Origin of the sequence: Nocardioides sp. dk884, from assembly GCF_009557055.1 — a bacterium.
Lineage (GTDB): Bacteria > Actinomycetota > Actinomycetes > Propionibacteriales > Nocardioidaceae > Nocardioides.
This window is the reverse complement of the sequence record NZ_CP045649.1, coordinates 1,655,461-1,673,290: the sequence shown is the minus strand read 5'-3', so window position 1 is coordinate 1,673,290 and position 17,830 is coordinate 1,655,461. Positions and strand designations below refer to the sequence as shown.

18 protein-coding genes are annotated in these 17,830 nt (G+C 74.2%); 5 read left to right on the top strand and 13 right to left on the bottom strand.

What is annotated here, in order from left to right:
• The first annotated feature begins 35 nt into the window (after nucleotides 1–35).
• On the top strand, nucleotides 36–947 hold the full coding sequence (locus GFH29_RS08115; protein ID WP_194288999.1) for a hypothetical protein: 912 nt from the start codon (nucleotides 36–38) through the stop codon (nucleotides 945–947).
• Here GFH29_RS08115 and GFH29_RS08110 read toward each other — a convergent pair.
• The 6 genes from GFH29_RS08110 to GFH29_RS08085 form a co-directional block, all read right to left on the bottom strand.
• Nucleotides 907–1,473 carry an HhH-GPD-type base excision DNA repair protein gene (locus GFH29_RS08110; RefSeq protein ID WP_153322862.1) on the bottom strand — a complete coding sequence of 189 codons (567 nt, stop codon included), beginning with the start codon at nucleotides 1,471–1,473 and terminating at the stop codon, nucleotides 907–909. The two genes, GFH29_RS08115 and GFH29_RS08110, sit on opposite strands and share 41 nt — an antisense overlap.
• A 68-nt stretch (nucleotides 1,474–1,541) precedes the next feature.
• Entirely contained in the window at nucleotides 1,542–3,179 is a 1,638-nt protein-coding gene (locus GFH29_RS08105; protein WP_153322861.1) for a PhnE/PtxC family ABC transporter permease, read from the bottom strand.
• The gene (locus tag GFH29_RS08100; protein WP_153322860.1) at nucleotides 3,176–3,952 is read right to left on the bottom strand and encodes a phosphonate ABC transporter ATP-binding protein; all 777 of its coding nucleotides are present in this window, start codon (nucleotides 3,950–3,952) and stop codon (nucleotides 3,176–3,178) included. The genes GFH29_RS08105 and GFH29_RS08100 overlap by 4 nt, the downstream gene beginning before the upstream one ends.
• Nucleotides 3,952–4,863: a putative selenate ABC transporter substrate-binding protein gene (locus GFH29_RS08095; protein WP_153322859.1), complete on the bottom strand. Its 912-nt coding sequence runs from the start codon at nucleotides 4,861–4,863 to the stop codon at nucleotides 3,952–3,954. The genes GFH29_RS08100 and GFH29_RS08095 overlap by 1 nt, the downstream gene beginning before the upstream one ends.
• A 104-nt stretch (nucleotides 4,864–4,967) precedes the next feature.
• Nucleotides 4,968–5,360, bottom strand: a complete 393-nt coding sequence (locus GFH29_RS08090) for a hypothetical protein (protein ID WP_153322858.1) — start codon at nucleotides 5,358–5,360, stop codon at nucleotides 4,968–4,970.
• A gap of 29 nt (nucleotides 5,361–5,389) precedes the next feature.
• Entirely contained in the window at nucleotides 5,390–5,794 is a 405-nt protein-coding gene (locus GFH29_RS08085) for a universal stress protein (protein ID WP_153322857.1), read from the bottom strand.
• Between the two features lie 120 nt (nucleotides 5,795–5,914).
• On the opposite strand from GFH29_RS08085, the gene GFH29_RS08080 reads away from it, so the two are divergent.
• Nucleotides 5,915–6,370 carry a hypothetical protein gene (locus GFH29_RS08080; RefSeq protein ID WP_153322856.1) on the top strand — a complete coding sequence of 152 codons (456 nt, stop codon included), beginning with the start codon at nucleotides 5,915–5,917 and terminating at the stop codon, nucleotides 6,368–6,370.
• 29 nt (nucleotides 6,371–6,399) lie between these two features.
• On the opposite strand, the gene GFH29_RS08075 is transcribed toward GFH29_RS08080, so the two are convergent.
• Both GFH29_RS08075 and GFH29_RS08070 read right to left on the bottom strand, forming a co-directional pair.
• Nucleotides 6,400–7,866: a glutamate--cysteine ligase gene (locus GFH29_RS08075; RefSeq protein WP_153322855.1), complete on the bottom strand. Its 1,467-nt coding sequence runs from the start codon at nucleotides 7,864–7,866 to the stop codon at nucleotides 6,400–6,402.
• Between the two features lie 113 nt (nucleotides 7,867–7,979).
• Nucleotides 7,980–8,891, bottom strand: coding sequence for a DUF4192 domain-containing protein (locus tag GFH29_RS08070; protein ID WP_194289000.1), 912 nt, complete (start codon nucleotides 8,889–8,891; stop codon nucleotides 7,980–7,982).
• A 236-nt stretch (nucleotides 8,892–9,127) separates the two neighbouring features.
• On the opposite strand from GFH29_RS08070, the gene GFH29_RS08065 reads away from it, so the two are divergent.
• Nucleotides 9,128–10,501: a DNA polymerase IV gene (locus GFH29_RS08065; protein WP_153322853.1), complete on the top strand. Its 1,374-nt coding sequence runs from the start codon at nucleotides 9,128–9,130 to the stop codon at nucleotides 10,499–10,501.
• Here the strand turns inward: GFH29_RS08065 and GFH29_RS08060 are convergent.
• From GFH29_RS08060 to GFH29_RS08045, 4 genes are all read right to left on the bottom strand, one after another.
• A complete protein-coding gene (locus tag GFH29_RS08060) occupies nucleotides 10,437–11,345 on the bottom strand; it encodes a biotin-dependent carboxyltransferase family protein (RefSeq protein ID WP_153322852.1) in 909 nt (302 codons plus the stop codon). The genes GFH29_RS08065 and GFH29_RS08060 overlap by 65 nt on opposite strands.
• Nucleotides 11,342–11,938, bottom strand: a complete 597-nt coding sequence (locus GFH29_RS08055; protein WP_153322851.1) for a 5-oxoprolinase subunit B family protein — start codon at nucleotides 11,936–11,938, stop codon at nucleotides 11,342–11,344. Before GFH29_RS08055 ends, GFH29_RS08060 begins: the two co-directional genes overlap by 4 nt.
• Before the next feature lie 46 nt (nucleotides 11,939–11,984).
• Complete coding sequence (locus tag GFH29_RS08050) at nucleotides 11,985–12,779, bottom strand: SDR family oxidoreductase (protein WP_153322850.1); 795 nt, start codon at nucleotides 12,777–12,779, stop codon at nucleotides 11,985–11,987.
• Between the two features lie 82 nt (nucleotides 12,780–12,861).
• On the bottom strand, nucleotides 12,862–13,584 hold the full coding sequence (locus tag GFH29_RS08045) for a 5-oxoprolinase subunit PxpA (RefSeq protein WP_153322849.1): 723 nt from the start codon (nucleotides 13,582–13,584) through the stop codon (nucleotides 12,862–12,864).
• Between the two features lie 23 nt (nucleotides 13,585–13,607).
• Here GFH29_RS08045 and GFH29_RS08040 point away from each other — a divergent pair, with 23 nt between their 5' ends.
• Nucleotides 13,608–15,812 carry a S9 family peptidase gene (locus tag GFH29_RS08040; protein ID WP_153322848.1) on the top strand — a complete coding sequence of 735 codons (2,205 nt, stop codon included), beginning with the start codon at nucleotides 13,608–13,610 and terminating at the stop codon, nucleotides 15,810–15,812.
• Between the two features lie 259 nt (nucleotides 15,813–16,071).
• On the top strand, nucleotides 16,072–17,028 hold the full coding sequence (locus GFH29_RS08035) for a sigma-70 family RNA polymerase sigma factor (RefSeq protein ID WP_153322847.1): 957 nt from the start codon (nucleotides 16,072–16,074) through the stop codon (nucleotides 17,026–17,028).
• 187 nt (nucleotides 17,029–17,215) lie between these two features.
• Here the strand turns inward: GFH29_RS08035 and coaE are convergent, their stop codons facing one another.
• Nucleotides 17,216–17,815: a dephospho-CoA kinase gene (gene coaE, locus GFH29_RS08030; protein ID WP_153322846.1), complete on the bottom strand. Its 600-nt coding sequence runs from the start codon at nucleotides 17,813–17,815 to the stop codon at nucleotides 17,216–17,218.
• Nucleotides 17,816–17,830: the final 15 nt, after the last annotated feature.

Sequence of the window (17,830 nt, the reverse complement as noted above, 5' to 3'; positions counted from 1 at the left end):
GCTGCGGTGGCGGTCCGCTCGGCTAGCGTGACCGGATGCTGCTCGGGCTGCTGGCCGCCGCCGGGACCGCGCTCTGCTACGGCGTGAGCTCGATCCTGGAGGCGGTCGCGACCCGTCGGACCACCGCCGTCGAGGGCCTGGACCCCCGGCTGGTGGTGCGGCTGCTGCGCTCGTGGACCTACGTCCTGGGCATCTGCCTGGACGGCCTGGGGTTCCTCCTGAGCCTGGTCGCGGTCCGCAGCCTGCCGCTCTTCGTGGTGCAGTCGGTGATCGCGAGCTTCCTGGCGATCACCGCGATCCTGGGCGCGGTCTTCCTCCGGATGCCGCTGAGCCGCCGCGACCGCCTCGGCGTCGCCGTCGTGGTCGCCGGGCTGGTGCTGGTGGGCGCGTCCGCCACCGAGGACCGCAGCGTGTCGGTCAGCGATGCCGAGCAGTGGGGCGTGCTAGTGGCCGCGGTGGTCCTCGCCGTCCTCGCCGTACCGCTGGCGCGGCTGGGAGGTGCCGCCGGCGCGACCGCGCTGGGCGCCGTCGCCGGGCTCTCCTACGGCGCCACCGCCGTCGCGTCACGGATGCTGCCCGGCGACCTGTCCCCCGGGCGTATCGCCGGCGAGCTCGACACCCTGCTGGCCAGCCCGGCGACGTACGCCCTCGTGCTCGCGGGGGCGGTGGCGATCCTGACCTACTCGATCGCGCTGCAGCGCGGGAGCGTCACTCAGGCGACGGCGCCCCTCGTCGTCGGGGAGACCGTGGCGCCGGCGCTGGTGGGCCTGCTGCTGCTCGGCGACCAGACCCGTCCCGGCTGGGGGACGGCGGCGGCGGTGGGCTTCGTGCTCGCGGTGGCCGGGGCCGTCAGCATGGCGCGCCACGGGGAGGTGCGGCCGGCCGGCGCCGCCCGCGACGCGGAGCTCAGGCCTTCGCCTTCGCGGCCGCCTTCTTCTCCTTCTTGAAGTCGCGCACCTTCTGCAACGAGGTCGCATCCACGACGTCGGCGACGGAGCGATAGCCCTCCAGGGCGTAGTCGCCCACGGCCGCCTCCCAGCCCTCGGGGCGGACGCCGACCTGCTTGGCCAGCAGCGCCACGAAGATCTGCGCCTTCTGCTTGCCGAAGCCGGGAAGCTCCATCACCCGCTTGAGCAGGTCGCGCCCGCTGGTCGCCTCGGTCCACAGCCGCTCGGTGTGCCCGTCGTACTTCTCCTCGACCATGGCCGCGAGCGCCTGCAGGCGTGCCGACATCGAGCCCGGGAAGCGGTGGATCGCCGGCGGGGTCGCGCACAGCTCGGCGAACCGCTCGGGGTCCGCGGCCGCGATCTCCGCGGGGTCCAGGCTGCCGAACCGCTCCAGCACCTTCGCCGGCCCCCGGAACGCGTGCTCCATCGGGAACTGCTGGTCGAGCATCATCCCGGCCAGCAGCGCGAAGGGGTGCTCGTCGAGGACCCGGTCAGCGGCTGGTTCGTTGGCGATCGTGAAGCCCATGCCCCCATCTTGCCCGAGCCCCCACCTCCCCCGCCGAGTCGGCCCGTATGCGCCGATTCGCGGACGGGTCAGCGGGTGGTCGTGCGGACGGCGAGGCTGAGCAGGTCCACGACGAGGCACACGGCGATCAGGGCGAGCACCGTGGTGCTCATCGCCGGATAGTCGAAGCCGGCGCGCTGCTGCTCGAGCAGGGCGCCGAGGCCACCCGCGCCGACCACCCCCACGACGACGGTCTCCCGCGCGGTGACCTCCCAGCGGTACAGGCTGTAGGAGATCAGCCGCCCCAGGGCGGCGGGGACGACGGCGTAGGCGAAGGACGCCCACGGGGGCGCGCCGATCTCGCTCAGGGCGTCGCGCGGGCGCTGGTCGAGGTCCTCGACGACCTCGGCGAAGAGCCGGCCGAGGATGCCGAAGGTGTAGATGCCCAGCGCGATCGCGCCCGGCAGCGGGCCGGGGAAGACCACGAAGAGCACGACCAGCGCCCACACCGGAGGCGGTACTGCGCGGGTCAGGAGCAGCAGCTGACGCGCCGCCCAGCCGAGCACCCGACGCGGCCACGAGGTGCCCCCGCGCGCCGCGACGGTGGCCACCAGCAGCCCGGAGACGGCGGCCAGGCTGATCGCGACGACCGACATCTGCAGGGTCTCCACCGAGGCGGCCCCCAGCTCCGACCAGCCGCCGGCGGGCAGGCTCGGCGGCACCAGGTCGTCGACCAGCCGGGAGAGCAGCTGCGCCGTCCGCCCGGAGAACCACCGCTCCAGGTCCGGGGCGAGGTGCCAGACCGACACGGCGACGAGCACCGCGAGGAACGCCCCCGAGATCGACCAGCGGCGCCGCGAGGTCCCTCGGCGCAGGTGCGCGCCCCAGCGGTCGATGAGCGCCCCGACGATCACCAGCGCATAGATCGAGGTCCACATCTCGGCGTACTGCAGGCCCTGGAAGGCCAAGGTGAGCTGCAGGCCCAGCCCTCCCGCGCCGATCATGCCGAGGATCACCGCGGACCGGATCGAGCACTCGAAACGGTAGAAGGCGTACGACGTGGCGCCGGGCAGCAACGACGGGAGCAGCCCGTAGGCCAGCGCGGCGACCCGGCCGGCGCCGGCCTCCCGGAGCAGCTCGTACGGCGCCCGGTCGGTCTCGTCCAGCAGCTCGGAGTAGACCTTGGCGGTGATCGCCCCGAACGGGATCGCGATGGCCAGCACCCCGACCAACGGGTCACGGCCGAGCACGCTGATCAGCAGCAGGCCCCACACGGCCTCGTGCACGCCGCGCGGCAGCGCGACCGCGGCTCGGGAGAGCAGCAGCCCGGCGCCCCGCGCCACCCGGGCCGGCCCGGAGGCGGACGCCGGCGCCCACCAGGTCTGGCTCAGCACGGGCGCGAGCACGATCCCGATCAGGACCGACAACAACGTCCCCAGCACCCCGAACGCCACGGTCGTCGCGGACGCCTCGAGGGTCGCCCGGAGGAACGACCCGGACAGCTCCGGGCGCAGCGCGGCCCCCCAGAACTCCCCGATGGCGGGCAGTCCGCCGGTGTTGAACACCCGGTGGTCCTCGCCCAGGAAGCTCCACAGCGACCACCCGAGGACCGCCAGCCACCCCAGCAGCCAGGCGCGACCCGAGACCCGGACACGCGGGCGGGGCGCATGCGGCGCGGCGGGGGCGGCGGCCGCCTCCAGCGAGACGATCCGGGGCAGGTCGGTCATTCGCGGTCGAAGGAGTACAGCGCGTCCCGCAGCTCGTGGACCTGCGCGGCCGGGCGGTCGAAGACCACGCGGCCCGCACGCAGACCCACGACCCGGTCGCAGCGCCGCGCGGCCAGCTCGAAGTCGTGCAGGCTCACGATCAGCGCCCGCCGCGGGGACGCGACCCGCTCGCACAGCAGGTGCATCACCTCATCGGCGCGCGCCGGGTCGAGGCTGGAGACCGGCTCGTCGGCGAGCACCAGGTCGGGGTCCTGCACCAGCACCCGCGCCAGCGCGACCCGCTGCTGCTCCCCGCCGGACAGCTCGTCGGTGCGGGCCAGCAGCTTGTCGGCGATCCCGGTGCGGCTCAGCGCAGCGCGGGCGACCTCGACCTCGCGCGGTCGCACCAGCGAGGACAGCGCCTGCCAGGTGCTCCAGCCACCGAGACGTCCGGCGTTGACGTTGTGCACCACCCGGAGCCGACCGACCAGGTGCAGGTGCTGGTGGATGGTGCCGACGCGGCGTCGTACGGCGGCCAGCTCGGCCGCACCGAGCCGACCCAGTGACCGGCCCAGCACCTCGACCTCGCCTGCGTCGGGTCGCACCGCGCCCGTGCACAGCCGCAGCAGGGTGGACTTGCCCGCGCCGCTCGGCCCAACGAGCGCCACCCGCTCCCCCGCGCGCACCACCAGGTCGACGCCCTCGAGCGCCGGGCGCCCGGCGTACGAGACGCCCACGCCGCGCAGCGCGACGACGACCTCGCCGGTGCCGCGGGGGTCGGCGGGAGGTGCCATCAGGACACGAGTCCGAGCTGGCGGCCGATCTCCTCGATCCGGTCGTAGCTCTCCGCGTCGGTCGGGACGAGCTCGCCCGCGCCGTACTTCTCGAGGACGTCCTCCTCCTGCGGCGTCGAGCCGTCGAGATCGAGCAGCGCCGCGCCGAGCTCGTCGGTGAACCCCTCACCGAGGCGGTCGTCGATCCCGGGACCGCCCAGCCAGTGGTAGTCGCTGTAGATCGGGGTCGTGAACACCTCGACGACCTTGTCGCGGTCGACGGTGCCCGCGGCGTTGCGGGCCTCCCAGACTTGGACGTTGAGCACGCCGCCCTCGTAGGAGCCCGCCTCGACCAGGTCGATCGTGGCGTCGTGGGAGCCGGAGTAGCCGGGCCGGCCGGCGAAGTCGCTCGCGGTGTCCAGGCCCGCCTCGCCGAGGAAGTACTCCGGCATCAGCCGACCCGAGGTGGAGGACTCGCTGCCGAACGTGAAGCGCGTGCCCTCGAACGCCGTGAGCCCGGCGACGTCCTCGACGGGATCGATCCCGGCGTCGGCGTTGGCGATGAAGACGCTGCGGAACTCCGCGTCGATGTCGCGCTGGGCCAGCAGCGTGGCGCCCGGGGTCTGCAGGCGGGCCTGCACGCCGGTCAGCCCGCCGTAGAAGACCAGGTCGAGGTCACCGGCGCGGAAGAGACTGACCGATGCGGCGTAGTCGGTGACGGGGACGTACTCCACCTCGACGTCCAGGGTCGAGGACAGGTACTCGGCCAGCGACTCCTCGCGTGCGGTGAGCTCCGCGGGGTCCTGGTCCGGGATCGCGCTGATCCGCAGCGTGGGTCGGTCGCTGCTGTCAGCCGTCCCACCTCCGCCACAGCCCGCGAGCAGCAGGGCCGAGACCGCGACCAGGACGGGGGCACAGGCACGTGGCGACATGACTCTCCTCGACGGCGACGACGGTGTAGGCACCGTACCCGTCCGTGGACCGTCTCGACGCCTCCCGCCAGCGCCTCGCGCCGCCATTGGCGCCGACTCGGGGATCAGGACGCGCGGGTGGTGCCGAGCTCGCCGATCGCGGCGATGACCACCCGGTCACTCGCGCAGACCCACCGGGCGACGCCGTCGACCAGCACCGGCGAGAGCGAGTGCGCGGCAGCGTGCGCCGGGCAGGGCGGCCAGACCGCGTGAACTCCGGGCAGCTCCTCCAGCACCCAGTCCTGCACCTGCTCGGAGGCATGCACCGCGCGCGCGGCCGGCATCTCAGCGGCGCGGACGAACATCCCGACCCCGCTGCCGTCGGCGCTCCACAACATCGCGGCTGGCAGCGCGGGGTCCGCGGTCCAGTCCGAAGCCACGACGCGGGGCTCAGGGGCCCCGGTCGCGCGGACGTCGGCCAGGACGGGCGCGAGCGCAGCCGCGAGCACGTCATCCATCCGTGCCGCGCTGTCCCGACGCCGGGGCGTCAGGAATCGGCCTTGACGGCCATCACGGGGCAGTGCGCGTCGAGCAGGACGCGCTGGGCGTTGCTGCCGAGGATCAGCTTGCCGACCGGGGAGCGGCGGCGCAGGCCGATCACGATCAGCTCGGCCGAGGTCGCCTCGGCGATGCTGATCAGGTCGTCGGCGGGCTCGAAGCCGCGCACCAGCTGCCGGATCTCGTGCTCGAGCCCCGCGGCGTCGAGGCGGCTCTTGATGTCGGCCATCTCCTGCTCGGTACGCCGCGCGGTGGTGGTGTCGAACTCGTTGCCGCCCCGGTGGGAGTTCACGACGACGAGCTTGCTGCCCCGCAGGCGGGCCTCCTCGATCGCCTTCGCGAGCGCGGCCTCCCCCTCCGGCTTCGGCACGTACCCCACCACGATGGTTCCCATCGGCCCCTCCTGAAAATCCCTGCGACCGGCCGCCGCGTGGTCACGCTATCGAACAACTCGACCGGACAGCACCTGTGGAGGGCACCGGCGCGCCGCGGCTGCGTGCGGCAGGCTCCCGGCATGTCGCCGGAGCCGTCCTCGCCCTGCTCCGAGGCGGGGGTGCGGGACCCTGTCCCCGCACCGCTGCGTCGCCGGCTGCGGCATGCGGTGCTCGACCACGCGAGCACCGAACGTCGCCGGATCTACCCCGCGCTGTTGCATCTCGGGCACCCGGGCGGGCGGCAGGGTGTGGTGCCCGTCGCCGACATCGGCGACCACTCGCTGCGCACCGACGTCGTCGCGGCGATGCTCGCGCGCCACCACCGCGGCCCCGCCGCCGAGCCGCATCCGTTGGTCTGGCTCACCCGGCCCGGGGAGCTGGACCTGCAGGACCTCGACATGGCCTGGCTGGCCGCGGCCTGGGCCGCGCACGCCGAGTGCGGCGCTCCTCTGACGATGGTCGTGGTGAACCGGCACGGGTGGCGCGACCCGCGCAGCGGCGCCGCCCAGCACTGGGTGCGGCTGCGCCGACGCTGAGAAGCCCCAGGCCGCGCCGCGGCTGCGGCTCAGTCCCAGGTGTGGACGGGCTCGTTGGTGTGCATCCGCTCGCGGTACTCCAGGAGCGTGGCCCGCAGGGCGTCGAAGCGGTTCTCCTCGCCCCGGTCGCGCATGCGCCCCACGAACCACTCCGCGCCGTTGACCCCGGTCAGGCAGCGCTGCTCGATGATCCCGAGCAGGCGGTCGGACTCCGCGCCCGGCACGCCCCAGGCGTCCAGGCCGGCGCGCGCCTGGGGCAGCAGCTTGCGCAGCACCAGCTCGGTGGCGCGGACCTGCCCCACGCCGGGCCAGTAGACCAGCGCCTCGATGCCGTCGCGGGCCGCGACGTGGAAGTTCTCCTCCGCGGCGCTGAACGACATCTGCGACCACAGCGGACGCTCGTGGTCGGCGAGGTAGCGGACCAGGCCGAAGTAGAACGCCGCGTTGGCCATCGTGTCGGCCACCGTCGGGCCGGCGGCGAGCACGCGGTTCTCCACGCGCAGGTGCGGAACGCCGTGGGCGATGTCGTAGACCGGTCGGTTCCAGCGGTAGATCGTGCCGTTGTGCAGCTTCAGCTCCGCCAGCGACGGCGTGCCGCCGGCCTCCAGGACCGTCAGCGGGTCCTCGTGGTCGTCGAGGATCGGCAGCAGCGCCGGGAAGTAGCGCACGTTCTCCTCGAAGAGGTCGAAGACCGAGGTGATCCACCGCTCCCCGAACCAGACCCGCGGCCGCACTCCCTGCGCCTCGAGCTCGGCGCTGCGGGTGTCGGTGGCCTGCTCGAACAGCGGGATGCGGGTCTCGCGCCACAGCTCCTTGCCCAGGAGGTACGGCGAGTTGGCGCCGAGCGCCAGCTGGACCGAGGAGACCACCTGCGAAGCGTTCCAGTACGCCGCGAACTGGTCGGGTGAGGTCTGCACGTGCAGCTGGGTGCTGGTGCAGGCGGCCTCGGGCACGATCGAGTCGGTGGTGGTGCGCAGCCGTTCCGCGCCGGTGATCGCGATCTCGATGTCCTCCCCGCGCGCGTGCAGGATCTGCTCGCTGAGCAGCCGGTAGCGCGGGTTCCCGCTCAGCGTGGAGCGGCTCATGTGGCCCTCGTCGAGGGTCGGCAGGATCCCCACCATGACCAGCTGGGCGCCGACGCGGGCCGACTTCTCCTCGGCGTCGTTGAGGCTGCGGCGCAGGTTGGTCTCGAAGGCGCTCAGCCCGCCCTCGCGCAGCCGCGCCGGAGCGAGGTTGATCTCGACGTTGAACTGTCCGAGCTCGGTCTGGAAGTCCTCGTCGGCGATCTCGGCCAGCACCTCGGCGTTGCACATCGCGGGGTCCCCCGCCTTGTCGACGAGGTTGAGCTCGAGCTCGAGGCCCGTCATCGGGTCGTCGGTGTCGAAGCGCGCCTCGCGGAGCATGCGGGCGAACACGTCGAGGTTGCGCCGGACCTTCTCGCGGTAGCGGGTCCGGTCGCCGCGAGTGAACTCCTGGGCCTTGACCTCCTCTCCCATGGCAGGTCCTAGGCGGCCGGGTGGCGGGTCGGCGTGAGCATGGACGCGCAGTACCCAGGAGCAGCCCCGTCGAGTCCTGCGTCATCGGGTCCTGCCCCATCGCGTCGGGCGCCTCACGCCTGCTCGCCGAGGACCGCGGGCGGCACGGCCTGCTCGAGCAGGTCGGCGACCAGCCGGGCCAGCGAGTTGCCCGGGTCGTGCTCGCGGCACCGGTCGACCGCACACCAGGCGAGCGCCCCGTCGCCGGCCAGCCAGGCGGCATAGGCCAGCACCGCCGCCGCGCCGGAGCACAGCTCCCCCGGCGCACGGCGTACGGCGTCGGCCCACAGCCGGACGTGCTGCGGCGACTCGGGCCGGCGCATCGAGCCCCAGGCGGCGTCGCGCACCTTCGGGTCTCGCAGGCCGAGGAGCACCGAGGCGAGGACCGGGTCGGACCAGTGGCCCTCGCGGGCCGCGGCGGCCACCGCGGTGGCGACGGTGTCGTGGTCGGCAGCGCGCGCCTCCCGCACCGCCTCGGCGAGCCGGGCGGACCCGGCCGGGTTGGGGCGCAGGGTGTCGGCCACCGCGCTGCGCGAGGCGAGCACGGCACGTCCCTCGAAGACCGCCTGGGCGCTGATCGGGTGCGTGGTGACGTCGTAGCGCACCCCGCGCGAGGGTGCGGGGTCGCGCCCGGGCAGCAGCGCGAACCAGCACTCGCCGTCGGTGCGGATCGCGTCGACGACGCGGATGCCGGCCCGCTCGAAGCCGCGCACCAGAGCCCGCGACGCCCAGCGGGCGACGGCCGCCGTCCGCTCGCCGGCGTACAGCACGAAGGCGACGGCCTGCGCCTCCTCGCGCACCGACGGCGCGAGCAGGGCCTCGACCGTGGCGGCGATCTCCGCCGGGGTGCGGGGCAGGTCGATGCGGGCGTGGAACTGGCGGCGGGCGCCGAAGGTCAGCAGCACGACCGACTCCGACGGGTGGAACCCGAGCACGACCGGCACGACGGCGAGCAGGTCCTCGGGGCGGCGCGCGGTGATCTGCATGGGAGTCCCTGCAGCGGGCGGCGGGCCGGGCGGCAGGGGCGAGGGGACGGGTGGCGGGGCGGGAGGTGTGGTCATGCCCCGACGCTGCCCGCCCGCACCGGCGGACCGCCGCCCCTCCTCGACGCCCTGGGGACGAACGGGTCCGCAGCGGCCCCTGTGTGTCGTGAACGGCTCGCAGGTGCCGCCCGCGGCGGGCGGCGGCCCGCGTCGTCGGCGCCGGGAGATACCGTGCCGCGGTGCGCGTCCACGCCTCCGTGCTCCACCTCGACCTCGATGCGTTCTTCGCCTCGGTGGAGCAGCGCGACAAGCCCTCGCTGCGCGGCAAGCCGGTGGTCGTGGGGGGCGTCGGCGGCCGCGGCGTGGTCTCCACCGCCTCCTACGAGGCCCGGCGCTACGGCGTGCGCTCGGCGATGTCGACCCGCGAGGCCCGCGCACGCTGTCCGCACGCCGCGTTCCTCGGGGGCCGCTTCCACGCCTACCGCGAGAGCAGCGCGATCGTCATGCGGCTGCTGCGCGAGGTCAGCCCGCTGGTGGAGCCGCTGTCCTTCGACGAGGCGTTCGTGGACCTGGAGCAGGCCGACCTGCCCGACCTCGAGGTCGCCACCGTGCGCGACTTCGCCGAGCAGCTGCGCGCCCGGGTCACCGAGGCCACCGGCGGGCTCACCGCCTCGGTGGGCATCGGCACCTCCAAGTTCATCGCCAAGGTGGCCAGCGACCTCGACAAGCCCGACGGGCTGGTGGTCGTCGAGCCCGGCACCGAGCGCGACCTGCTGCGCCCGATGCACGTGAGCGTGATCCCCGGCGTCGGCCCGGCCACCGTCGAGCGGCTGCGCCGCGGCGGCGTCCACACCGTCGCCGACCTCGAGTCCGTCGAGCTCGACGAGCTGGTCCAGCTGGTCGGCCGCTCCCAGGGCCGCGGCCTGCACCAGCTGGCCCGGGCCATCGACGACCGGCCGGTGGTCCCCGAGCGCGAGGCCAAGTCGGTGAGCGTCGAGGGCACCTACGAGACCGACCTGACCGAGCGGCGGCTGCTGGAGGGCCTGCTCACCCGGCAGGCCGGCGAGGTCGCCGCGCGGCTGCGCAAGGCCGGGATGTCCGGGCGCACGGTCACCATCAAGGTGCGCCTGCACGACTTCACCACCGTCAACCGCTCCACCACGCTCGCCTCCCCCACCGATCAGGCCGCGATGATCGGGCGGATGGCCCGGGCGCTGCTGGGCGAGCTGATCGCCACCACCGACCTCTCCGGCGGCGTGCGGCTGCTCGGCGTCGGTGTGTCGGGCCTGGCCGACTGGGTGCAGGAGGACCTGTTCGGGGAGACCGGCGAGGACGGCGGCGCCGAGGACGCCGAGCTGGCCGCGCTCGCCGACGTCGAGGTGCCCCGGCACTCCCGCGGCACCTGGTCCCCGGGCATGGACGTCGTGCACGCCGAGATGGGCCGTGGGTGGGTGTGGGGATCCGGGCGCGGCGTGGTGACGGTCCGCTTCGAGACCGCCGAGACCACACCCGGCCCCGTGCGCTCCTACGCCGTCGACGACCCTGCGCTCAGCGCCTGGACCCCGCCGGCCCCGGAGGCGGAGGAGGACCCGGGCGACGACGCGCCGGCGTGAGCGCGAACCGCACCCGCTCCCCCGGGCGCAGCTGCGCGCACTGCCAGAGGTCCTCGGGCGCGACCACCCCGACGACCGGGTAGCCGCCGGTGGGCGGGTGATCGGCGAGGAACACCACCGGGCGCCCGTCCGGTGGCACCTGCACCGCCCCGAGCACCATCCCCTCGCTCGGCAGCTCCCCGTGCCGCACCCGCGGCAGCGGCGGGCCGTCGAGGCGCAGCCCGACCCGGTTGGACGCCGGCAGCACGACGTACGACGTCGCGGCGAGCCGCGCGAGCGCCTCGGCGGCGAACCAGTCCTCGCGGGGCCCGGGACGCAGCCGCAGCGGCCCCGGCACCGGCGGGCGCGGGGTGTCGTGGGGAGCGGGCGACCCGGTCGGTACGCCGAGCGGCAGCCGCGCCCCGTCGCGGACCGGCGGCGGACCGACCCCGGCCAGGACGTCGGTGGAGCGCGACCCCAGCACCGGCGCCGGAACCAGCCCGCCGGCGACCGCGAGGTAGGACCGCACCCCCGAGGGCGGCGCCTCCAGGCGCAGCCGAGCCCCGGGCGCCAGCCAGGTCGCGCGGGCCAGGTCCCGGGCGACGCCGTCGATGCGCAGCGGCGCGGGGGCGCCGGTGACCGCCACCCAGCGTCCGACGTCGGCGAGGACCTCCAGACCTCCGAGGGTCACCTCGAGCACCGCGGCGCCCTCAGGGTTGCCGACCAGCCGGTTGGCCAGCGCGGCGGCCGGCTGGTCCAGTGCCCCGGCGCGGGGCACGCCGAGGTGCGCCAGCCCGGGCCGGCCGCGGTCCTGCACGGTGCTCAGCGTCCCGGCGCGCAGCACGTGCAGCAGGCCGGCGCTCACGCGCTCACGAACCGCACCCGGGTGCCGGGCGCGAGCAGCGCCGGCTCGGCCCGGTCGACGTCCCAGAGCGGCGCGTCGGTGTGCCCGAGCAGCCGCCAGCCGCCCGGCGAGGCGGAGGGGTAGACGCCACACCACGTGTCGGCCAGCGCCACCGACCCGGCCGGCACCCGCGGCCGCGGCGTCGCCAGCCGGGGTACGGCGAGGTCCGCCGGCAGCCCCGCGAGGTAGGCGAAGCCCGGCGCGAAGCCGCAGAACGCCGACACCAGCTCGAGGTCGCACAGCCGGGCGACCGCCCCCTCCGGGCCGGTCCCCCACTGCTCAGCGACCCACTCCAGGTCGGCGCCGTCCCAGGTGACCGCCACCTCGACGAGCGCGCCGGGCGGCGCGTCAGCCGGACCCGGCCAGGCGCCCAGCCGGTCGGCCACGTGGGCCAGGTCCGCGGCCACGCCGTCGAACAGCACGGTGCCGGCACCCGGCACCACGTCGGTCGCCTCGATGCCGGCGTGCCGCGCCCAGGTGGCGAGCGCCAGGGCGCTGCCCGCATCGTCGACCTCGACGAGCAGCGCGTGCTCGCCGACCGCCCGGAATCGCATGCGCCCAGTCTGGCAGCGCGACGCCGTCCGGTGCGGCCCGACCGTCCTACAGCCCGTAGCGGGCGAGCACGTCCTGCTTGGGCGACATGAACTTGCGCATCATCCGCGCGTTGGTCAGCCAGGCGATCTCCTCGCCCGAGCGGGTGCTGGCGAGCATCTTCTCGACGAGGTAGGGCGCGACGTCGTCGACGTGGTCGCACAGGATGTTGAGGATCTTGCGCTGGCTGGCGACCTGCTCGGGCGCGACCGCGGCCTCGCGCAGCCAGCCCTCGGTGATCAGCATCCCGGGGCGCACCTGACCCACCCGCACGGCACTGTCCTTGGTCTCCTTGACCAGCGCGCGGGTGAACATGTCCAGGCCGCGCTTGGTGGCGGCGTAGACCCCCATGTTCGGGCGGATCTTGCCGTCGCTGCCGCCGCCGAGGACGTTGAACAGCTGCCCGCCGCCCTGCGCGAGCATGCCGCGGACCGCGACCTGGGAGCCGAAGATCGTGCCCAGCATGTTGGTGCTCACCATCGCGCGGACGTCGGCCGGCGTGGTGTCGACGATGGCGGCGGTTGTGTTCGCGACGCCGGCGTTGTTGACCCACAGGTCGACCCGGCCGAGCTCGCCGGCCGCGAAGTCCCACAGCGCCTGGACCTCCTCGACGTCCGTGACGTCGGTGGCGCGGCCCAGGACGCGGGCCCCGCCGGTGGCCTCCGGCGCGAGCTTGCCGGCCGCCTCGTCGACGGCCGCGGCGCCGCGGCCGGTCACGACCACGCTGTGCCCCCGCCGGAGGAACTCACGGGCCAGGGCGTTGCCGACTCCCTTGGTGCTGCCGGTGACGACGATGTGGGACATCGAGAACTCCTCAGGTCGGTGAGATCCAGATCATATATCCTCACATCCGCGGAAGGGAGTGCTCGCCCGGGAATCCGCCGGATCAGGAGCCACCCGGCTCCCCCGGCTCCCCCGTCCACCACGAGCCGACCACGTGCCCGGACTCCTCCAGCGCACGTCGTACGGCGTGGGCGTGGGCGACCGCCCCGGGGCTGTCGCCGTGCACGCAGACCGAGTCCACCCGGCCGGCGAGCCGCACCGCCTGGGCGGCGATCTCGGCGACGTCCTCGAGCAGCGCGCCGGGCAGCCCCCGCGGGAGCAGCCGGCCGTCCGCGCCGTATCCGCGGTCGGGGAAGCCCTCGTGCAGCACCCGGCGACCCGCCGCCCGGGCCCCGTCGAGCAGGTGCCCCGGCATCCCCAGCACGGGCAGGTCACCGGAGCCCGCCAGCACCGCGCCGGCCTGCTCGGCATCGATGATCGCGCGGTGGTAGAGCGCGCCGTGCGGCTTGACGTAGCGCACCGCCGTCCCGGCGGCCGCGGCGATCTGCGCGAGCGTGCCGACCTGGTCGGCGACCTGCTCGCGCAAGACGTCGGCGGCGACGTCGCGCGCCACCCGCCCGAAGTTCGCCCGGTCGTCGTAGGAGACCTGGGCCCCGATGCTCACGCCGCGCGCGGCCGCCTCCTCGCAGACCGCGCGCATGATCGCCGCGGACCCGGCGTGATAGCCGCAGGCGACGTTGGCGCTGGTCACCACCCCCAGCAGCGCGGTGTCGTCGGTGACCTCCTCCCCGAGGTCGGCGTTGAGGTCCACGGTCGGTCGTGTCATGGGGCGACGCTATCGTCGCCGACATGTCCGACAGTCCCGCCTCCGCCGCCGCGGAGCCGCTCACGCAGCCGCCGCTCGCCCCCCGCCGCCCCACCACCCGCGAGATCCACGGGCACACCCGGGTCGACGACTACGAGTGGCTGCGCGACAAGGACTCCCCCGAGGTGATCGCGCACCTCGAGGCCGAGAACGCCTGGACCGAGCAGCGCACCGCCCACCTGGCCGGCCTGCGCTCCTCGATCTTCGAGGAGATCCGCTCGCGCACCCTCGAGACCGACCTCTCGGTGCCGACCCGCAACCGCGGCTACTGGTACTACGGCCGCTCCTTCGAGGGCAAGGAGTACGGCGCGAGCTGCCGCGTGCCGGTGCGCGACGCCGACGACTGGACCCCGCCCCGCCCCGCCGAGGACTGCGCCCCCGACCAGCCGGCGCTGCCCGGCGAGGAGGTGCTCCTCGACCTCAACGCGCTCGCCGAGGGCCACGACTTCTTCTCCCTGGGCGGCTCCGCGGTCAGCCTCGACGACCGGCTGCTGGCCTGGTCGGTCGACACCGCCGGCGACGAGCGCTACACCGTGCGCTTCAAGGACCTCAGCACCGGCGAGCTGCTCCCCGACGAGCTCACCGGCGTGCTCGGCAACGTCACCTGGCACCCCAACGGCCTGGACACCTACTACTCCACCGTGGATGAGAGCTGGCGTCCCGACAAGGTCTGGCGCCACCGCCTCGGCACCCCGCAGTCCGAGGACGAGCTCGTGCTCCACGAGACCGACGGCCGCTTCTGGACCGGCATCGGGCGCAGCCGCGACGCGCGGTTCTTGATGATCGCCCTCGGCTCGAAGACCACCAGCGAGTACCACTACCTCGACACCACCGACCCCGCGGCGACCTGGCAGGTCTTCGCCGAGCGCCGCGAGGACCTGGAGTACTCCCTCGAGCCCGCCCGCATCGGCGGTGAGGAGGTCTTCCTGGTCCACCACAACGGCACCGGCCCCGACTTCGAGATCGCGGTGGCGCCGGTCGCGCCGACCCCGCCGGAGCAGTGGCGCCCGCTCATCGCCCACGACCCGTCGGTGCGCCTGGAGGGCGTCGACGCCTTCGCCGGCCACCTGGTCGTGCACCAGCGCAGCGGCGGGCTGACCCAGCTGCGCATCATCGAGCTCACGGGCGACGGCGGCGACGCGGACAGCGGGCTCGGCGAGGACTACCTCGTCGGCTTCGACCAGGCGGTCTACACCGTCGGCGCCGGGTCCAACCCGGCCTTCGACCAGCCGGTGGTGCGCCTCGGCTACACCACGATGGCGGTGCCGCCGTCGGTCTACGACTACGACGTGCGCACCCGCGAGCTGCACCTGCTGCGCCGCACCCCGGTGCTCGGCGGCTACGACCCGGCCGACTACGAGGAGCACCGGCTCTGGGCCACCGCCGAGGACGGCGAGCGGATCCCGATCTCGATCGTGTGCCGCATCGGCGCGCGCGAGGACGTCGGCGGCGGCGCCGGGCCGGTGCCGACGCTGCTCTACGGCTACGGCGCCTACGAGGCCTCGATGGACCCCTACTTCTCGATCGGGCGGCTCTCGCTGCTCGATCGCGGCGCGGCGTTCGCGATCGCGCACGTGCGCGGCGGCGGCGAGATGGGCCGGCGCTGGTACGACGAGGGCAAGCTCGCCCACAAGCAGAACACCTTCTCCGACTTCATCGCCTGCGCGCGCCACCTCGTCCGCACCGGCTGGTCCACCCCGGAGACCCTCATCGCCGAGGGCGGCAGCGCCGGCGGGCTGCTGATGGGTGCGGTCGCCAACCAGGCCCCCGAGCTGTTCGGGGGGATCGTCGCCCAGGTGCCCTTCGTCGACAACCTCACCACCATGCTCGACGCGACGCTGCCGCTGACCGTGACCGAGTACGACGAGTGGGGCAACCCCGAGGACGACCCCGCGGCGTACGAGTGGATCGCCGCCTACGCGCCGTACGACAACGTCACCGCGCAGGACTACCCGCCGATCCTGGCCGAGACCTCGCTCAACGACACCCGGGTGCTCTACGTCGAGCCGGCCAAGTGGGTCGCGCGGCTGCGCGAGCGCACCGCGAGCCCCGACATCCTGCTGCGCACCGAGATGAGCGCCGGCCACGGCGGCGTCTCGGGTCGCTACAAGGCCTGGCACGACCGAGCGTTCTCGCTGGCCTGGATCCTGGACCGGATGGGCCTGGCCAGCACGCCGCCCACCTCCTAGACGAAGCGCGCTCGACCCGCTGAGCAATCCGTGTCGCCCGCGGCGCCGAACCACTCCCAGGGCCCCGCTCCCCATCCGGGGGGCGGGGGCCCTGAGAAGTCCCTGAGAGTTCGGCCGCGACGCAACTCGGCGCCCGTCCCGGACGTCGTTCAGGGGTGAAGGCTCCACGTTTGACCGGGGAATCCTCGGGACACAGGGAGCGTTGTTCACCTTGTGGCACTGCACCGCGCGGCGACCACAGAAGCGAGGAGGGTCCCCCATGGCTACACGAACCGCGACGGCAGGGACACGCGAGATCGAGGGCCGCGACAGCGTCGGCCTCTACCTCGACGAGATCGCGCGCAACCCCTTGCTCGACGCCGCCGCCGAGGTCGAGCTCTCCAAGACGATCGAGGCCGGGCTGATGGCCGAGCAGCTGCTGCGCGAGGGCCGCGTCGGTCGCCGCAAGGGTGGTGCCCCCATGTCGGCCTCCCGCGAGGAGCTGGAGTGGCTGGCCGAGGAGGGGCGACGCGCCGTCGACACCTTCATCACCGCCAACCTGCGCCTCGTGGTCTCCATCGCCCGCAAGTACGGCCGCGCGCAGATGCCGATGCTCGACCTGATCCAAGAGGGCAACACCGGCCTGATCCGGGCGGTCGAGAAGTTCGACTACACCAAGGGCTACAAGTTCTCCACCTACGCGACCTGGTGGGTGCGCCAGGCGATCACGCGAGGGATCGCCCAGCAGGCCCGGGTCGTACGCCTGCCCGTGCACGTGGTCGAGGAGCTCAACCAGGTCGGCGGCGCGCGCCGCACCCTGGAGCGCCAGCTCGGCCGCGACCCCGAGCCCGCCGAGATCGCCCAGGAGCTCGGCATGGAGGTCGAGCGGGTGCTGGACCTGATGGCCTGGGGCCGCGAGCACGTCAGCCTCGACTCCCCGGTCGATGAGGACGGCGACACCTCGCTGGGCGACCTGATGGCCCAGGAGACCTCGCCGGGCCCGGACCTCACCGTCCTCGACGTGGAGTCGCGCGAGCGGCTCAACAGCCTGGTCGGTCACCTCGACGACCGTGCCGCCGACATCATCCGCTCGCGCTACGGCCTGGTCGACGGGCGCCAGCACAAGCTCGCCGACATCGGCACCAAGCACGGCATCTCCGCCGAGCGGGTCCGCCAGCTCGAGCGGGAGGCGCTGCAGAAGCTGCGCCGCATCGCCGACCCCGACCTGGCGGCCTGACCCCGCCCGCGTCACCTCTCGCACCCGAGCCCTCGCCGTCCCGCACGGCGGGGGCTCTCGTGCATCTCGCCGAGTCGGCCCTTGTGGTTGCGCGAGTCGGCGCTTGTGGTGCGGCCGCGGGCTCTTCCCACGGAGTGTCGACGCTTCGCACGTCGTACGACGCGTGTGGAGCGGCAACAACCCCGCGTTACAGCCGGTCCGCCGCGCCGCGGAGCTCCGCGACCACCTCGTGCACCCGGTCGCGCAGCTGCTCGCGGGTGCCGGTGTTGTCCAGCACGTGGGTGGCGATGGCGAGGCGCTGCTCGCGCGTCGCCTGCGCGGCGATGCGTGCCTCGGCGTCGGCAGGGTCCATGCCCCGGTCGCGGACCAGCCGCTCGAGCTGGGTCGCGACCGGCACGTCCACCACGAGTACGGCGTCGAAGGTGTCGGCGCGCCCGGACTCGGCCAGCAGCGGGATGTCATGCACGACCAGGGCGTCCGGCGGGGCAGCTGCCTCGAGCGCGGCGTACCGCTCGAAGACCAACGGGTGCACGATCCCCTCGAGGACCCGGCGCTTGGCCTCGTCGCCGAAGACGACCTTGCCCAGCGCGGGCCGGTCCAGGTCGCCCTCCGGGGTCAGCAGCTCCTCGCCGAAGGCCTCGACGACCGCGGCGAGCCCGGGCGTGCCCCGCTCGACCACCTCGCGGGCGAGCTTGTCGCCGTCGATGATGACCGCGCCGAGCTCCTCCAGCATCGCCGCGACAGTGCTCTTGCCCGAGGCGATCCCGCCGGTGAGTCCCACTCGCATGGCGTCACGGTAGCG

What these genes read in the sequence shown, in the direction of transcription:
- GFH29_RS08055 (WP_153322851.1), bottom strand. Translation starts at nt 11,938, where the DNA reads ATGCGATTCCGGGCGGTCGGCGAGCACGCGCTGCTCGTCGAGGTCGAC.
- GFH29_RS08110 (WP_153322862.1), bottom strand. Translation starts at nt 1,473, where the DNA reads ATGGGCTTCACGATCGCCAACGAACCAGCCGCTGACCGGGTCCTCGAC.
- GFH29_RS08080 (WP_153322856.1), top strand. Translation starts at nt 5,915, where the DNA reads ATGTCGCCGGAGCCGTCCTCGCCCTGCTCCGAGGCGGGGGTGCGGGAC.
- GFH29_RS08095 (WP_153322859.1), bottom strand. Translation starts at nt 4,863, where the DNA reads ATGTCGCCACGTGCCTGTGCCCCCGTCCTGGTCGCGGTCTCGGCCCTG.
- GFH29_RS08045 (WP_153322849.1), bottom strand. Translation starts at nt 13,584, where the DNA reads ATGACACGACCGACCGTGGACCTCAACGCCGACCTCGGGGAGGAGGTC.
- GFH29_RS08090 (WP_153322858.1), bottom strand. Translation starts at nt 5,360, where the DNA reads ATGGATGACGTGCTCGCGGCTGCGCTCGCGCCCGTCCTGGCCGACGTC.
- GFH29_RS08105 (WP_153322861.1), bottom strand. Translation starts at nt 3,179, where the DNA reads ATGACCGACCTGCCCCGGATCGTCTCGCTGGAGGCGGCCGCCGCCCCC.
- GFH29_RS08035 (WP_153322847.1), top strand. Translation starts at nt 16,072, where the DNA reads ATGGCTACACGAACCGCGACGGCAGGGACACGCGAGATCGAGGGCCGC.
- GFH29_RS08050 (WP_153322850.1), bottom strand. Translation starts at nt 12,779, where the DNA reads ATGTCCCACATCGTCGTCACCGGCAGCACCAAGGGAGTCGGCAACGCC.
- GFH29_RS08115 (WP_194288999.1), top strand. Translation starts at nt 36, where the DNA reads ATGCTGCTCGGGCTGCTGGCCGCCGCCGGGACCGCGCTCTGCTACGGC.
- GFH29_RS08085 (WP_153322857.1), bottom strand. Translation starts at nt 5,794, where the DNA reads ATGGGAACCATCGTGGTGGGGTACGTGCCGAAGCCGGAGGGGGAGGCC.
- GFH29_RS08040 (WP_153322848.1), top strand. Translation starts at nt 13,608, where the DNA reads ATGTCCGACAGTCCCGCCTCCGCCGCCGCGGAGCCGCTCACGCAGCCG.
- coaE (WP_153322846.1), bottom strand. Translation starts at nt 17,815, where the DNA reads ATGCGAGTGGGACTCACCGGCGGGATCGCCTCGGGCAAGAGCACTGTC.
- GFH29_RS08070 (WP_194289000.1), bottom strand. Translation starts at nt 8,891, where the DNA reads ATGCAGATCACCGCGCGCCGCCCCGAGGACCTGCTCGCCGTCGTGCCG.
- GFH29_RS08100 (WP_153322860.1), bottom strand. Translation starts at nt 3,952, where the DNA reads ATGGCACCTCCCGCCGACCCCCGCGGCACCGGCGAGGTCGTCGTCGCG.
- GFH29_RS08075 (WP_153322855.1), bottom strand. Translation starts at nt 7,866, where the DNA reads ATGGGAGAGGAGGTCAAGGCCCAGGAGTTCACTCGCGGCGACCGGACC.